Source organism: Desulfotomaculum sp. (assembly GCA_003513005.1).
Lineage (GTDB): Bacteria > Bacillota > Desulfotomaculia > Desulfotomaculales > Nap2-2B > 46-80.
The window spans coordinates 27767-43945 of record DOTD01000032.1; the positions used below are offsets into that span (position 1 = coordinate 27767).

Annotated in this window: 14 protein-coding genes; 13 read left to right on the forward strand and 1 reads right to left on the reverse strand. The window is 44.1% G+C overall.

The features are described from left to right. Positions 1–586: 586 nt before the first annotated feature. The 11 genes from DEH07_03490 to DEH07_03540 all read left to right on the forward strand — a co-directional run bounded on the left by DEH07_03490 (position 587) and on the right by DEH07_03540 (position 13863). Positions 587–3340: a hypothetical protein gene (locus tag DEH07_03490; protein HBY03603.1), complete on the forward strand. Its 2754-nt coding sequence runs from the start codon at positions 587–589 to the stop codon at positions 3338–3340. Between the two features lie 96 nt (positions 3341–3436). After that, positions 3437–4342: a transposase gene (locus DEH07_03495; protein HBY03604.1), complete on the forward strand. Its 906-nt coding sequence runs from the start codon at positions 3437–3439 to the stop codon at positions 4340–4342. 265 nt (positions 4343–4607) lie between these two features. After that, positions 4608–6734 carry a cadmium-translocating P-type ATPase gene (cadA, locus tag DEH07_03500; protein HBY03605.1) on the forward strand — a complete coding sequence of 709 codons (2127 nt, stop codon included), beginning with the start codon at positions 4608–4610 and terminating at the stop codon, positions 6732–6734. 284 nt (positions 6735–7018) lie between these two features. Further along, positions 7019–8467, forward strand: a complete 1449-nt coding sequence (locus tag DEH07_03505; GenBank protein ID HBY03606.1) for a menaquinone biosynthesis decarboxylase — start codon at positions 7019–7021, stop codon at positions 8465–8467. Further along, on the forward strand, positions 8454–9305 hold the full coding sequence (locus tag DEH07_03510; GenBank protein HBY03607.1) for a 4-hydroxybenzoate octaprenyltransferase: 852 nt from the start codon (positions 8454–8456) through the stop codon (positions 9303–9305). Before DEH07_03505 ends, DEH07_03510 begins: the two co-directional genes overlap by 14 nt. A 21-nt stretch (positions 9306–9326) precedes the next feature. Then, a complete protein-coding gene (locus DEH07_03515; protein ID HBY03608.1) occupies positions 9327–9932 on the forward strand; it encodes an aromatic acid decarboxylase in 606 nt (201 codons plus the stop codon). 168 nt (positions 9933–10100) lie between these two features. Next, complete coding sequence (locus tag DEH07_03520; protein HBY03609.1) at positions 10101–11063, forward strand: metal ABC transporter substrate-binding protein; 963 nt, start codon at positions 10101–10103, stop codon at positions 11061–11063. Between the two features lies 1 nt (position 11064). After that, positions 11065–11817, forward strand: coding sequence for an ABC transporter ATP-binding protein (locus DEH07_03525; GenBank protein HBY03610.1), 753 nt, complete (start codon positions 11065–11067; stop codon positions 11815–11817). After that, on the forward strand, positions 11807–12559 hold the full coding sequence (locus DEH07_03530; GenBank protein HBY03611.1) for an ABC transporter permease: 753 nt from the start codon (positions 11807–11809) through the stop codon (positions 12557–12559). The genes DEH07_03525 and DEH07_03530 overlap by 11 nt, the downstream gene beginning before the upstream one ends. 34 nt (positions 12560–12593) lie before the next feature. Continuing rightward, entirely contained in the window at positions 12594–12935 is a 342-nt protein-coding gene (locus DEH07_03535; GenBank protein ID HBY03612.1) for a hypothetical protein, read from the forward strand. A gap of 655 nt (positions 12936–13590) precedes the next feature. Then, positions 13591–13863 (forward strand): competence protein ComFB, encoded by a 273-nt coding sequence (locus tag DEH07_03540; protein HBY03613.1) that lies wholly within the window; start codon positions 13591–13593, stop codon positions 13861–13863. A 93-nt stretch (positions 13864–13956) separates the two neighbouring features. Here DEH07_03540 and DEH07_03545 read toward each other — a convergent pair whose 3' ends face one another. Further along, positions 13957–14517, reverse strand: a complete 561-nt coding sequence (locus tag DEH07_03545; GenBank protein ID HBY03614.1) for a nitroreductase — start codon at positions 14515–14517, stop codon at positions 13957–13959. A 193-nt stretch (positions 14518–14710) separates the two neighbouring features. Between DEH07_03545 and DEH07_03550 the strand changes: the two genes are divergently transcribed. Together DEH07_03550 and DEH07_03555 are read left to right on the forward strand one after the other, a co-directional pair. Further along, the gene (locus DEH07_03550) at positions 14711–14992 is read left to right on the forward strand and encodes a transcriptional regulator (GenBank protein ID HBY03615.1); all 282 of its coding nucleotides are present in this window, start codon (positions 14711–14713) and stop codon (positions 14990–14992) included. A 253-nt stretch (positions 14993–15245) separates the two neighbouring features. Continuing rightward, the gene (locus DEH07_03555) at positions 15246–16175 is read left to right on the forward strand and encodes an acetyl-CoA synthase subunit gamma (protein ID HBY03616.1); all 930 of its coding nucleotides are present in this window, start codon (positions 15246–15248) and stop codon (positions 16173–16175) included. Positions 16176–16179: the final 4 nt, after the last annotated feature.

Genomic DNA, 16179 nt, shown 5'->3' on the forward strand with positions numbered 1-16179 from the left:
GTATATTTGAAAATAAGAGCCTGTATAAAAATTTCAAAAAAATGTTTAAAACCTCTTAAGATTCTCAAAAGCTGACCGATAAATATATATGATTTGCCCTGTCCTAAAGCGCCGCTTGTCGTGACGCCCCTCTGCCCGGCAACCTTAAAACGTGTGGCAGAAGTATGGCAGTTTATAGAAAACGCTGGCGAATAGAATTGTTCTCCAAGTCAATTTTGATACAACTGGTATAGCTTTTTCAAGTTCATGTGTTTGCGCATCAATTTTTGTGTTTATGGAACTAATGATGTTCTGCAGGAAAATTATTCTAGACAAAGAATAATAAAAAAGAAGATTTATGAGTCGAAATCAACATAAAAGTTCTAAAAATTAATAAAATAGTCAGTTGAATAAATGTAATAAAAAATTTTATGAAACTGCACAAGGAAAAAAGAAGTTTTTAATTCACTTCTTTGTAATTCACTTCTTTGCAGGTTGGAATTGAACCGCAGCAAATAGTGTGGTTAAAGAATATGGAAGGATGTGGGAAATAAAAAAATAAAACAAGCGCTTTAAAACAAGAAAAGAAATATAGACAAGAAAGGAAATGATCGGTTTGAACTATACCAGGAATAGAGCCAGTTTTACAAAAGTAATTGCGTTTATCACTCTTAAGTTTTTTATACTGTCTTTTTTATTGCTTTTTTTACCGGCGTCCGGTTTTGCTCAAGATGAACAAGAACTTTCTATTGCGCCAACTAATCCTGCTTTTGCTCAGTATGTAAATAATGATAATTCCAGAAAAATAAAAACTGTTACAGAAAAGGTGTACCCTCTTGGCCGTATCCCTTCTCCTTTCCTATATAAGGTTGAGAAAAGGGCCAGCACTCTAAAAAGCAGCAAAGCATTAGCAGCATATCCAGCAAGATATGACCTGCGCGACACGGGGAAAGTTACAGATGTGAGAGACCAGGGCCAATGCGGGAGCTGTTGGACATTCGGCGCATACGCTTCACTTGAATCAGCGCTTCTTCCCTCGGAAACATGGGATTTTTCAGAAAACAACCTGAAGAACACGAATGGATTTGATCCAGGCTGCTGTGATGGCGGTAATGATTGGATGTCTATAGCTTACCTGTCGAGGTGGAGTGGACCTGTCCTGGAAGCAGACGATCCCTATGACTATAGCAGTTGTTTGTCTCCAAACGGGGTCTCAGCCCAAAAACATGTCCAGGAAGTTATATTTCCTTACACTATTGCTGAAATAAAAGATGCGATCATGAATCATGGCGCATTGGCTACAAGTTTTTACTATGACGATTCTTGTTTTAACTATGCAAACAACGCATACTATTTCCCTTACGAAGGCTATTATTCCAACCATGAAGTAGCAATAGTTGGCTGGGATGACAATTACCCGCTGGGGAATTTTGCGCCTTATACACCGTCCGCCAATGGCGCATTTATTCTGAAAAATAGTTGGGGACCAGGCTGGGGAGACGGAGGTTATTTTTACATCTCCTATGAAGACAGCAACTGTGGTTATGAGAATGCGGGATTCTATAGTGCGGAATCAACTACGAATTATGATGATATATATCAATACGATCCCCTTGGCTGCTCGGAACTGATAGGCGCCAGCTATACTCCATACTTATGGGGAGCAAACGTCTTCACCGCGAGAGCGCAAGGGCAAATTAAAGCAGTAAGTTTTTATACGCTGGATAGCAACGTGAATTATGAAGCAAGTGTTTATAAGAACGTTGCATCTGCTCCTACAACTGGAATATTAGCTGGAACAAAAACCGGATCGATAAATGTTGCGGGTTATCATACAGTAGAATTAAATTCTCCTGTTTTAATTTCAAATGGCGAAAAGTTTTCAATAGTAATCAAACTAACAAATCTTAACGGCTACCCATACCAACACGCAATTGAAAAGCCTTATTCCGGCTATAGCAGTACGGCTACAGCCAGTTCCGGACAGAGTTTTTACAGTATAAATGGATATTCCTGGACAGACTTGACATCAGCTATTGGAAAAACTAATTTTTGCATAAAAGCATTTACTGAATCTACTGCTGTTCCTACTGTTCCGACCGTGACAACCAATGCCGCCACCGGTATAACCCAGACCTCCGCCACTTTAAACGGGGTTATCACCGCCGTCGGCGGATCGCCTGTCGACAGCTACGGTTTTGACTGGGGGATAAGTCCGTTTTCATTAACCAACCATATAGAAGTTGGCTCAACCAGTCCCGGCAGCACACCCTTTAGCTTTAACAATGTTCTGACAGGACTTGCTTCTGACAAAACATACTATTTTAAGGCTTATGCGCACAACACCGGCGGCCAAAGTACCAATACCACTGTAAAAAACTTCACTACGCTAAAGAATAACCCCCCGGCCGTGACCACCAATGCCGCCACCGGTATAACCCAGACCTCCGCCACCTTAAACGGGGTCATCACCGCCGTCGGCGGGTCTCCTGTCGACAGCTACGGTTTCGACTGGGGGACCAGTCCGACATCTTTAACAAACCGTTTTGAAGTTGGTGTAACCAGTCCCGGCAGCACCCCTTTTAACTTTAACAATGTTCTGACAGGACTTAATTCCAACAAAACCTACTATTTTAAGGCCTATGCGCACAATGCCGGCGGCCAAAGTACCAATACCACTGTAAAAAACTTCACTACGCTAAAGAATAACCCACCGGCCGTGACCACCAATGCCGCCACCGGTATAACCCAGACCTCCGCCACTTTAAACGGGGTTATCACCGCCGTCGGCGGATCGCCTGTCGACAGCTACGGTTTCGACTGGGGGACCAGTCCGACATCTTTAACAAACCGTTTTGAAGTTGGTGTAACCAGTCCCGGCAGCACCCCTTTTAACTTTAACAATGTTCTGACAGGACTTAATTCCAACAAAACCTACTATTTTAAGGCCTATGCGCACAACACCGGTGGTCAAAGCACAAATACTACCATAAAAAGATTTACTACGCTCAAGAATATCCCACCGACTGTGACAACCAATAATGCCACCGGTATAACCAAGACTTCCGCTGCTTTAAACGGCGTCATCAATGCCATCGGCGGATCGCCTGTCGACAGCTACGGCTTTTATTGGGGGACCAGTCCGACATCTTTAACCAACCGTTTTGAAGTTGGTGTAACCAGTCCCGGCAGCACCCCCTTTAGCTTTAACAATGTTCTAACAGGGCTTACCTGCTCCAGAACCTACTACTATAAAGCTTACGCAACCAACTCAGCGGGTACCAGCTATGGAAAAATTAAATATTTTACTACTCTTTCTTGCTATGGCAAGTATCGTAACCCGAAGAAGCTGGAACTATAAGAGTAAGCCTTTTAAAAATTGACTATATAAAAAAAAGAGCCCGTTTTTCTTTTATAGCCATGCCTATAAAAAGAAAGACGGGCTTATAAATTATAAATGCAGAAAGAACACAGAACACAGGGGGACGGTACTCTAGAACACAGGGGGACGGGAACACAGGGGGACGGTACTCTTGTGTCAAGGGGAAAATGCATGGTAGAATCAGAGAAAAGGGAGAAGGGGCGGGAAGGAATGTCCAGGGAGCCAAGAGAGAAGAGTGAAACAGGAATCTACCATGTTATGGTACGAGGAATCGGCCAGCAGGATATTTTTCACGAAGAAGAAGATTTTCAGAGATACCTGGAAACTACAAAAAAGATATCTCTGGAAAGCGGGGTAAGCATACTCGGGTATTGCTTTATGACCAATCACATTCATTTATTGTTAAGAGAAGACTACGGTAATATATCAGTGTTTATGAAACGATTGGATATAAGTTACGCCTACTGGTACAACTGGAAATACGAAAGAATTGGGCACGTATTTCAAGATCGCTTTAAGAGTGAATGCGTAGAGGACGACGCATACCTACTGACAGTCATTCGCTACATCCACCAAAATCCCGTCAAAGCATCCATCACCAGCAAACCAGAGGAATATGAATGGAGCAGTTGCGCTGCTTATTATAAAGCGGATCGAAATATTGCCATATTTCCTGATACCAGTCAAATCTTAAGCATTATACATAATGAGAAGAAAAAGGCAATTGAAGGACTTCAAAATTTCACAGAAGAGGGTAACGAAGACCACTGCCTGGATTGCAATGAGATCAAACGAATCAGCGAGAGCGAAGCATATAAAATCACCAAGAGAATAATGAATGGTGAACCGTTAACGGCTTTACAGACGATGGACCAGGATAAACGAAATAAAATATTAAGTCGCATAAAAAATGATGGATTAAGCCTGCGGCAAATATGCAGGATAACCGGCTTACCATTCCACATTGTCAGAAAGGCTTAGATATTGACACAGAAGAACCGTCCCCTTGTGTCCCCTTGTGTCAAGATAAACGAATAAGACTTACTGAGGAATAAGACTGGGATTAGAAAGAATTATAGAAGCTGAAGGAAGGCAATTTATTCAGAGGGAAGGAACATACATGAATACTACGGCTAAGCCGTTGGTAGCGGGAAATATAACAAATCTGATCCGAGTAGTCCAATCATCTAGCAGTGGAATCATTAATTGTTAATTAGACTAAACATGAAAGAAAGAAGGAACGGATATGCGTTATTCTTTGGTAGGACTGGACTGCCCGAACTGCGCCGCGAAACTGGAGCGGGAACTTCGTAAAGTAAATGGTTTGGAGAATATAACTATCAACTTTAATACATTGAGCGTCGAACTGCCGGAAATATTTGCCGAAGAAGCCTGTGCCGTCATTAAACGGGTAGAACCGGAAGTTAAACTGCAAAAAGCTGAAAGGTCACAGTCTTCTTCATCAGCAGAGGAAGCTGAAGAACATAATAGTCTTTGGATAATTATCGGAGCAGGTTTACTATTTGCCATTGGATTAATATTTAACCAATCACTGCATAATACGCCTTTTTCTTGGGCTGAGTATGCTGTTTTAATTCCGGCTTATCTCCTTGTTGGTTGGCCGGTTATTCTAGCCGCTTTTAGAAAAGCGGTAGGCGGAGAGTTATTCGATGAGAATTTCTTGATGACTATTTCTACCGGCGGGGCCATAGCGATCTACCAATTGCCGGAGGCAGTGGGTGTGATGCTTTTTTATGCGGTTGGGGAATACTTGCAGGACCGGGCGGTCGATCACTCACGGCAATCTATCACCGCTTTGCTTAATACTCAGCCGGAATATGCCAATCTCAAAGAAAATGGGGGAATACGTCAAGTAAGACCTGAAGAAATTGAGATAGGCCAGATAATAATAATTAAACCTGGTGAAAAAGTTCCCTTGGATGGCCAGATTATTGACGGGACATCATTCGTAGACACCTCAGCCTTAACCGGAGAATCTGTTCCGCGCAAGGTTGAGATTGGCGGGAATATCTTATCAGGAATGATCAATGGTCAGGGACTTCTCACGGTCATGGTCTCCAAACCGTTTAAAGAATCGTCGGTGGCCAGGATCTTGGAATTGGTCGAAAAAGCCAGTGAGAGAAAAGCTCCCACTGAACAGTTTATAACCAAATTTGCAAACTTCTACACCCCTATCGTTGTCGGGGCAGCCGCATTGATTGCAATTATTCCGCCGTTGTTAGTCCCGGGAGCAGCATTCAGTGAATGGATTTACCGGGCGCTGGTACTATTGGTTATTTCCTGTCCTTGTGCGCTGATGGTTTCTATCCCGTTGGGCTATTTTGGTGGAATTGGAGCTGCCTCGAAAAACGGAATCCTGGTTAAGGGAGCTAATTATATAGATGCCCTGGCGGAATTGGATACGGTTGTCTTTGATAAGACTGGTACCTTGACCAAAGGGGTTTTTCGGGTAACCCAGATCGTATCCAAAAATCACATTACCCCGGAAGAAATCCTGTCGGCAGCAGCCGGAGCGGAAATATACAGCAATCACCCCATTGCTCAATCAATCTTCGCTGCGTATAAGGAGAAGACCGGGAAAGAAATAACAGATGACCAGGTTAAGGATTACCGTGAAATTGCTGCCCACGGAATCAGCGCCTGTGTAAATGGGAACTGGGTTCTGGCGGGAAATGACCGGCTGATGCACAAGGAAAATATAATCCATGAAGATTGTGATGTTGCAGGAACTATTGTTTATGTAGCCATTGATGGGGTTTATGCCGGGTATATAGTTATATCTGATGAATTAAAACCCGATGCAAAAGAGGCAATCAGTCGTTTAAAGCAGCTAGGGATTAGGAAAACTGTAATGCTTTCCGGTGATGATAAAACAGTGGCAGAAAAGGTCAGTCAGGAAATAGGAATTGATGAGTATTTTGCGGAATTACTGCCTGAAGGTAAGGTTGAGATGGTTGAAGAATTGGAAAAGGAGATAAAGCATCGGGAAAAACAAAAACTGGTTTTTGTCGGTGATGGCATTAATGATGCACCCGTTATTACCAGGGCCGATATTGGAGTGGCAATGGGCGGATTGGGCAGTGATGCGGTGGTTGAAGCCGCAGATGTAGTTCTGATGGAGAATGCTCCTTCCAAGTTGGCAAAGGCGGTGGTAATCGCCAGAAGAACACGACGAATTGTTCGGCAAAATATCTGCATGGCATTAACAGTTAAAGCCTTTTTTATTTTGCTTGGTACTATCGGCCTGGCCAGTATCTGGGAAGCTGTTTTTGCTGATGTAGGCGTAACATTCCTGGCTGTATTGAATGCCAGCCGGACACTGCAACGCCGAAAAAGGTCTATTACAGCCTAAAATCTTAAAACACCGTTCTAGCGGCGTGGATGTAAATTCCAAACAGCATCCCGGCCAGTCACCTTAACGACAATCTATGACTTCATCCGGCATTATTCCTTGACAGGGTCTGATAACCATGGGAAGATTATTAACATGGGCCTGCAGCCATTTCCATTTGTATGTTTCCGTGTTGAAAGTTATAATAAAAAATGATTATTTGAAACCAAAAAGAACTGGCGAAAATCCTCAAAAAAGATGTTTAATAAAGCGCCTCAGGAGTATTAAAAAAGAAGGACGACCAAATGGCCTATAAAGACTTAAGAGATTTTATAAATGTTTTGGAACAAAGAAGTTTATTAAAACGAATTAAGACTACGGTTAATTCAGAGCTGGAAATTACTGAAATAACCGATAGGATTTCCAAGACCGGCGGGCCGGCTCTCTTTTTTGAAAATGTTCAAGGTTCCCCTTATCCGGTAATAATCAATGCTTTTGGGAGCATGGAACGGATGTGCCTGGCTCTTGAAGTTGACATTCTGGATGAAATGGGAGAGAGGATCCGTCAAATGCTGCAACCTCCTGACATGGATGGTATCATCAGTAAACTTATGGCTCTTCCAAAGCTAAGTAAACTCGCTTCTTATTATCCGGTATCGGTAAAGAAGGCGCCCTGTCAGGAAATAGTGGAAAATGACAATCCGGATTTGAACGTACTTCCTGTTTTAAAGTGCTGGCCCGGTGATGGAGGGCGGTTTATCACCCTTCCGCTGGTTTTTACAAAAGATCCGGTTACAAAAAAGCAAAATGTGGGAATGTACCGCATGCAAGTTTTTGACGGGAAAACCACAGGTATGCACTGGCATCTTCATAAAGACGGCGCTTATCATTTTTCGCAGCATTTACAGCAGGGGAGCGGTAAAATGGAGGTAGCGGTCGCTCTTGGAGGAGACCCGGCGACCATTTATGCGGCTACTGCGCCTTTACCCAGGGGTTTTGACGAAATGCTTTTTGCCGGCTTTTTACGCAGTGAGCCGGTGGAAATGGTCCGCTGCCGGACTGTAGACCTGTCGGTGCCGGCTCAGGCCGAATTTATCCTTGAAGGTTATGTTGACCTCTTGGAAAAACGCCTCGAGGGACCATTCGGAGATCATACGGGTTATTATTCAGCGGAAGATTTTTACCCGGTCTTCCATTTAACGTGCCTGACCAGACGTCGCGAACCTGTTTATCCGGCGACAATAGTTGGACGGCCGCCGATGGAGGACTGTTATCTAGGCAAGACTACTGAACGTATCTTTTTACCTCTGCTGCAGCTGCAGCTGCCGGAAATGAAGGATCTTAACCTTCCTATAGAGGGTGTATTTCATAACTGTGCCGTGGTGTCCATCAAAAAACAATACCCGGGACATGCAAAAAAAGTTATGAATGCGCTTTGGGGTATGGGTTATATGATGTTTACTAAAATGATAATTGTGGTTGATGACTCTGTCGACGTTCAGGATATGGCGACTGTGTGGTGGAAGGTATATAACAATATAGACGCCCGTCGGGATGTCGTAATCGTGGATGGCCCGCTGGACGTGCTTGACCACGCTTCGCCGATTCCTAACTATGGTTCCAAGATGGGAATAGACGCTACTAAAAAATGGCCGGAAGAAGGACATCGCAGACCCTGGCCGGACGATATCATTATGAGCGGGGAGATAAAAAACTTGGTCAATCAGAGGTGGACTGCTTATGGCCTGGACTAAGCTGCGCAAACTGGCTGAACTTATCAAGTGGGAACATACGATTTTTGCCCTGCCATTTTCATATATGGGCTCATTCCTGGCGGCGCAGGGTTGGCCGGCCGGTTCTAAAATATTTTGGATAACTGTAGCTATGGTTGGAGCCCGCAGTTCAGCTATGGCTTTCAACCGGTTAATTGATTGGCAGATTGACTCGCGTAACCCTCGAACAGCTGGGCGGCACTTGCCTATGAGATTGGTTACAAGTACTGATGTTCTGCTCTTAATTATCGTTTCGCTGGGACTGCTTATTTTTGCTGCGGCGCAGCTCAATCCGCTTTGCGTGAAGCTGCTGCCTTTTGTCTTATTACTTGTAATTTATCCCTACACGAAAAGGTTTACCTGGCTCAGCCATTTTGTATTGGGGATGGCAATCGGCTGCGCTCCGATGGGGGGCTGGATCGCGATCACCGGCAAAATTCATCCGGCAACAATACTGCTTGGACTAATTGTCTGTTTCTGGGTTGCGGGATTTGATATTATTTACGCGACCCTTGACTACGATTTTGACCGCAAAGAAGGGTTATGTTCGATACCGGCCAGGTTTGGCATAAAAAATGCGCTGATAATTGCCCGCTTATCGCACGTTATGGTGGTTGTTTTGCTTATTGTTTTGGGAATCTATTTACGGTTGGATTATTTTTATGCGGCAGGTGTATTGATTACCGCTGTATTGCTGCATTACGAGCATTATCTCGCCAGCCCTGAAGATTTAAGCAAAGTGAACCTGGCTTTCTTTAATGTAAACGGAACCATTAGCATTATTTTATTTGTTGCTGTATTTTTAGCAATATTTATGTGATAGGGAGAGGGGGGAAATGATATCGGACGGTATATAGTAGCCATCAGCGGCGCGAGCGGTTGTATATACGGCTGGCGTCTTGTTGAGGTTTTGGCCGATCAGGGACATTCTCTTTATCTTTTGATTACCGACCCTGCAAAACAGGTGATGGCTTTTGAGATGGGTTGGAAAATCAACGGGGATATCTCAGAACAGCGGGAAGCTATAACCCGGCGCCTGGGACCCGGACGGTCACAGAAGATCAATTATCTTGATTACCATGACCTTACAGCAGTAATCGCCAGCGGATCAGTCAAAAGTGACGGAATGATAGTCGTCCCCTGCAGTATGGCCACGGTAGCCGGTATTGCTCATGGCCTCGCCCGGAATTTAGTTGAGCGTTCAGCGGATGTAATATTAAAGGAAAAACGTCCGCTTGTACTTGTCCCGCGGGAAACGCCCTTGAATCAAATTCATTTACAGAATCTTTTATCGCTTTCCAGGATGGGGGTTACGATCCTTCCGGCTATGCCCGCATTCTATACGAAGCCCCGGACAATAACCGAACTTGTCGATTTTATTGCCGGCAGGGTAATGGACCAATTGGGGCTGAACCATCAGCTTTATGAAGCATGGGGAGATACTTAACATACAGCGCGGATCGATCTGGCAAGTTGGTTATTAGTAAGAGATTAGTAAGAGATTAGTAAGAGATTAGTAAGAGATTAGTAAGAGATTAGTAAGAGATTAGTAAGAGATTAGTAAGAGATTAGTAAGAGATTAGTAAGAGATAAGAGAGGAGAGGAGAAAGAATAAGTGATTCGGAAGAGCAAGATATTTTTTTTGTTAGGAGTTTTGTTTCTCGGCGTAATAATGCTGGTAACCGGATGCGATAATAAGAAAGAGCAAGCGAAACCGCTTAAAATTGGTGTCCTGCCGGTAGAAGACTCTTTACCATTTTACGTAGCCCAGGAAAAAGGTTATTTTACAGAGGAAAATGTTAAAGTAGAACTGGTTCCTTTCCAGAGCGCTTTAGAACGTGACAGTGCTTTTCAGACCGGGGCGATTGACGGGGAAATAACAGACTTGATAGCTGCGGTATTGCTTAAGAATGCCGGTGTTGACCACCAGATTGTTACTACTACGCTGGGAATAAAACCGGGCGAAGGGAGGTTTGCCATTCTAGCCGCGCCTGGCTCCGGTATTAACAAAGCAGAACAGCTAAAAGGAGTGGAAATCGGTGTTTCACAGAACTCCATTATCGAATATGTCACTGATCAGTTGCTGCAAGAACAAGGATTTGAGCCTGACGAAATAAAAAAGATAGTTGTTCCCAAGATACCGGTGCGCATGGAAATGCTTTTCAAGAATCAAATTAAAGCCGCCACTTTACCGGATCCTCTGGCAACCTATGCGGAATCCAAGGGAGCTAAAGTAATTTTGGATAATAGTAAAGAAGATATTTCACAAGTTGTTTTAATTTTTCATACAGAAGCACTAAAATCACGGAGCAAAGAAGTAACCGGAACTCTGCAGGCTTATGCCAGAGCCGTAAAAGAAATAGACGCCAATGCGGAAAGCTACCGTGCTCTGTTCACGGAGAAAGCCGGCGTTCCGGAAGAGATTAAAGACACATACCGGATACCTCATTTTTCCTTGCCGGAAACGCCCACCCAAGCGCAGTTTGACCGGGCAATTAACTGGATGCTGGACAAGGGTCTATTAAAGAAAGCGTTGAGTTATAATGACATGGTAAGTGGTGGTTTTATTGGCAAATGAGCTGGTAAATATAGAAGAACTGCAAGTCTCTTATAGAAAGTCCGGGTCCCTGGTACCCGCGCTGGAAAACATCGATTTGTACCTGGAACAGGGGCAGACATGCACAGTTATAGGACCGTCCGGATGCGGCAAAAGCACACTGTTATTCATTCTGGCAGGGTTGTTCACCGATGCGGAAGTGGAAGTCAGGGGCCGCGTCTTATGCCCTGAAAAACACAGGATGGCATTAATTTTGCAGGATTACGGCTTGCTTCCCTGGAAGACAGTCTGGGATAACGCAATGCTTGGTTTGAATATCAGGGGGATGTCAAACGAGGCAAAAAAGGGAGGTTTAGTAAAAATACTGCAAGATTTAGGAATCTGGGAGTTTAAAGACCGTTTCCCCGCTCAACTTAGCGGAGGCCAACGGCAGCGCGTGGCAATCGCCCGCGCGCTGGCGCTGGAGCCTGAGCTTCTGCTCATGGATGAACCCCTGTCTTCTCTTGATGCGCTTACACGTGAAGCGCTTCAAGAATTGCTGCTTGATATTTGCCGGAAAACAAAAATGTCCCTGATCCTTGTAACTCACAACATTGAAGAAGCCGTACTGTTAGGACGGCAGGTGTTGGTCATGTCGCCGGGTCCGGGACGAATTTTAAACGTGCTGGAAAACAGTTCTGCAGGCAATATCGGCTATCGCAATCAGCAAGCCTACTTTGAACAATGCCTGAAAATAAGGAAATTACTGGAACGGGGCATAAACGATGCATGTTAACCCTTCCGTGAAAAGTTTCAGCAATTATTTTATAGCTGCTCTTTTTTTAATATTGCTCTGGCAGTTGATCAGCCTTTGCATGGCTGACCTTGCGTTACCCGGCCCCGTTCAGGCGATACACGCCTTTATAACGGGACTTGACAACGGCATTTCCAGAAATCTTCTTTTCAGTACTTTTCGCGTAGTTATAAGCATTTTGCTGTCGACATTGCTGGCAGTCCCTTTGGGGCTTCTGTTGGGCAGGGAAACTCATCTTGACCGTTTCCTTGGTCCGGTAATTTATCTAATCTACCCGATACCTAAAATTGTTTTTCTGCCGGTTGTTCTTTCCCTTTTTGGCCTGGGTAATTGGGCAAAAATTTTTTTGATTTCCCTAATCATTTTTTTTCAAATACTGGTAACGACACGAGACGCGGCGAAATCGGTGGAAAGACTTTATCTCTATTCGGTAAAATCCCTGGGCGCCTCACGAAAAGATATTTACCGGCACGTTATTTTACCGGCGTGCCTTCCCGAAATATTTACCTCCTTGAGAATAGGTCTCGGAGCGGCTATTGCCGTTCTGTTTATCACTGAAACTTTTGCCAGCAGCGAAGGCATAGGGTTTTATCTGATGGATTCATGGTCACGCCTGGCATACAACGAGATGTATGCCGGAGTAATAGCAATGAGTCTTCTGGGATTTGTTCTATACATAATTTTGGATTGGCTGGAGAAGAAGATTTGTCCGTGGAAATTTTAATACTGATTCTTGTATTAATTAAGGAGGGTCATCAATGGGAAAGAAACTACTCATCCGCTGGGGTTTGAATATTGCGGGGATTATTTTGACCGCTTATCTTGTCAAGGGATTTGAAGTAACAATTTTGGCGGCTATATTCGGCTTTATTTTGCTTGGTTTTGTTAACGCTACAATCCGCCCGATCCTTATTTTGCTGACTTTGCCCATCAACTTGATCACTCTGGGCTTGTTCACCCTGGTAATTAACGGGCTGATGCTGTGGCTGGTCAGCGCATTGATCAAAGGTTTTGATATAACGAATTTCTTGGTGGCTCTTCTTTCAGCTTTGATTATTATGATTATCAGTTCAATAATCAGCTTTTTAATCAAAGATTGACAGCTTGCTTTTTGTTTTCCATGGCAACCACTATTTACATAGAGGTAAGTATGAGAGTCTGACGAATAATAGTAATAAAAATTGAAGGGGTTGAAGTTTATGAAGACACTTTTTAAGCGGCGTACCAGTTCAAGAAAAGGAATAATTGCCAGAGTCTTGTTAACCGCTCTTACCACCACAGCCTGCACATACCTGGTATCGAGATACTTGAAGAAACATCCCAGGGCAATAGAGATAAAAACCACTTAACATTTGACAAGGAGAGGGGCGCCGGCTAAACTCTCTCCTTTATTTTGGAAATTCCTTGTTCGCTCCCCGCCTCCGGACACTTAAACAATTTCCTGGCTTATCCTCGGGCGCACCCGTTCACTAAATAAAATTACGCTTAAGGCATTGACCTTCCTTTATTAATCAATTATCCTCCTTATGAGGGCGCCTTACAGCTGTATGGATGTCTATCGTTGCCTCCTGCAGAGCGCATCAGGAGCATTTCATTGTGGCAACACCCGCCTTTCAGACGCTACAGGGCTTCAGTAGAGTTGCTGATTGCCCGAAAAAAGAAATGAGAATCTGTAGAGAGGGGGTTTGAATTCGGGACTTTTTTGGAACACACATCAGGACAGGCTTTCTTTTAATGTCCCGGATATTTAAAAAGATGATTAATTGTACGGAAGAAGCGGTAAAAAGAGTCTTACCCGGTATCTTAAAGGAATATTTAAAAAGCAGCCCCGGAACGTGCACCTGCGATATCTGTCAGGAAGATATTATAGCCATGACGTTAAACGAACTGCCTCCTCACTATGCCGTTTCTCTGGCTGGAGAAATTTTTACCGATGTTGGCTTAGAGTTAATTGGGGGCAAGGCCCAAATTGTGTCGGTGATCACTAGAAACATCAAAAAGGTTTCGGATAAGCCTCGGCACAAATAATTTCTTAAACAAAAATTAACTGCAGCCGCAATGTCTTTTTAGAGTGAAGACATGCGGATGCAGTTTTTTTCAATGGGACCGTTAATACAAAGATTATCTAATATGGTTTACCACGTCCGGCCTTCTTGGCGGCGTGGGCGAATCCTCGCCGGTCTTGTAGCCGAGCGCCACAGTGCAAATGTGGCTGTAGCCTGTGGGGATGCCTAATTCATTTTTTAAGTCGTTGTCCCTGAATGTTGAAAAAAGGTAACCGGAAGACGTGATCAGGCATGAGCCAATGTTTAGTGATTCTGATGCCAGTGTAATATTTTGCGCCGCCGCCCCGCAGTCAATCTGAATAAAAGGCGCTTTTCCCTCACCTGAAATCAGGATTACCGTGGGAGCATTGTAAAAAGTGTTGTAGTCCGGGGAACTTGCCCTGTCAACCAGGGGCGCAATACGTGAATCAAGCATATTTTCTTTAATTCTTTGGGCCATTTTATCGAGCAGGTTCTTATTCTGGATTAGTGTGAAATGTAATTTCTGACGGTTCATCGCATTGGGAGCGAGCAGGGCCGAGTTTAAGATCTCCTGCACCTCTGAATCTGCTATCTGTTCATCCTTGAATTTCCTAATACTTCTCCTGCGCTTGATAACTCTAATAATTTCGTTCATCTGAATCACTTCCTTCCTACGAGTAAATTACCAATTAACAACACCTGAGACAAATTTATCATGAGAGCTTGTTTATGTCAAAGGATTAAAAAATATAAGAACCTGAAAAGATAGACTTAAATTTTTAAAGAAATCGTTTGCGTATTGACACATCAAATATATTTGATATCATCTAAAATAGTAGGTGAGATAAATGGACGTTTTAAAAATTGCCAAAGCTTTATCTGATCCCCTGCGGCTGGAGATACTCAGGCGAATCGCCGGCAAGAAATGTTGTGAAGATAAGTGGCTGTGTGTCTGCCACCTGGTTGACGATACAGGACTGCTTCAGTCAAGAGTTTCCTACCATATCAAAGAATTAAAGGAAGCCGATCTCATCCGGGAAGAAATCAGGGGCAGGTGGAACTACTATTATTTTAAAGAAGAGACTTTGAAAGAATATCTCTCGGCATTAAACGACCAATTTCAATTATAGTTGCAGTTTTAAAAATTTAAGTTTGAGATATAAAACTGGGCAGCAGTCTCTTTAGAAGGTTAAATGTACCATAAAAAGGAGGATGGGCAGTTTGGCGGTTGAGGAAGACACTTTGCGTGAAACGTGTTGAGGCCCTGATCCGCAGGAGGAGTTTCCTCCTCTTCCACCCGACACAGAGTGGATCACCGGATATAAGACTACTTTGGCAGGAAAAATCCCGGTTATCTCAACAAAACTTTCCGCAAAGGACATTATGGGTTCCTGGAAAGTACGCTGGGGTATAAACAGGTTGAACTATAAAGTTCCCCCCGGTCTATACGGGATTGGTGATCCTGTTGAAGATTCCCCGGTACTGGTAACGGCCAATTACAAAATGACTTTTGACCGTTTGAGAAAAGAGTTATCAGGAGTCAACGCCTGGGTGCTGGTCATCAATACGAGGGGCATCAACGTCTGGTGTTCCGCCGGAAAGGGAACTTTCAGCGCGACAGAGATAGCCAGGATGATTGCCATGACTAACCTTTCCTGGATTGTCTCACACCGGACGCTGATTCTGCCGCAGCTAAGCGCTGTAGGAGTGGCTGCCCACAGATTGTTAAAAATGTCCGGTTTCAGGGTCGTCTACGGCCCGGTAAGAGCCTGCGATATCCCCGATTTTCTTGGAGCGGGCATGAAAGCTTCTCCTCAAATGCGCAGGGTCAACTTTGGTTTTGCAGACAGGCTTGTGCTTATCCCCATGGAACTGTCCAGGATTATCATACCTGTGGTTGCCGTTTACCTTATCATATTCATTATAAACCTTCTTAAAATCTGGTCCGTTTCTTTTTTAGCAACACTGCCTTACTTCGGAGCGATTATTACGGGATGCGTATTGACGCCTGCCCTGCTGCCCTGGATACCGGGCCGCTCTTTTGCCTGGAAGGGGTGGCTGCTTGGGCTGCTCTGGTCCATAGCCGTTGTTTTATACTCTTTTCCGGCCATGCCCTACGCCTGGAATAGGACTCTGGTTTATCTTTTTATTTTACCGGCCCTGTCATCTTACCTGGCGGTCAATTTTACCGGCGCAAGCACTTTTACTTCTTTGTCAGGCGTTCAGCGGGAATTAAGAGTTGCGCTCCCCGCAGCGATATTTTCAGCAGGACTGGGAGTTGTCCTGCTGGTTTTAAATCAGTTTGTTCTGTAAAGAG

Coding starts and splice junctions, on each gene's coding strand:
- DEH07_03530 (HBY03611.1), top strand. CDS start 11,807: ATGCATGTTAACCCTTCCGTGAAAAGTTTCAGCAATTATTTTATAGCT.
- DEH07_03555 (HBY03616.1), top strand. CDS start 15,246: ATGGGTTCCTGGAAAGTACGCTGGGGTATAAACAGGTTGAACTATAAA.
- DEH07_03535 (HBY03612.1), top strand. CDS start 12,594: ATGGGAAAGAAACTACTCATCCGCTGGGGTTTGAATATTGCGGGGATT.
- DEH07_03540 (HBY03613.1), top strand. CDS start 13,591: ATGATTAATTGTACGGAAGAAGCGGTAAAAAGAGTCTTACCCGGTATC.
- DEH07_03490 (HBY03603.1), top strand. CDS start 587: ATGATCGGTTTGAACTATACCAGGAATAGAGCCAGTTTTACAAAAGTA.
- cadA (HBY03605.1), top strand. CDS start 4,608: ATGCGTTATTCTTTGGTAGGACTGGACTGCCCGAACTGCGCCGCGAAA.
- DEH07_03550 (HBY03615.1), top strand. CDS start 14,711: ATGGACGTTTTAAAAATTGCCAAAGCTTTATCTGATCCCCTGCGGCTG.
- DEH07_03495 (HBY03604.1), top strand. CDS start 3,437: ATGCAGAAAGAACACAGAACACAGGGGGACGGTACTCTAGAACACAGG.
- DEH07_03510 (HBY03607.1), top strand. CDS start 8,454: ATGGCCTGGACTAAGCTGCGCAAACTGGCTGAACTTATCAAGTGGGAA.
- DEH07_03505 (HBY03606.1), top strand. CDS start 7,019: ATGGCCTATAAAGACTTAAGAGATTTTATAAATGTTTTGGAACAAAGA.
- DEH07_03545 (HBY03614.1), bottom strand. CDS start 14,517: ATGAACGAAATTATTAGAGTTATCAAGCGCAGGAGAAGTATTAGGAAA.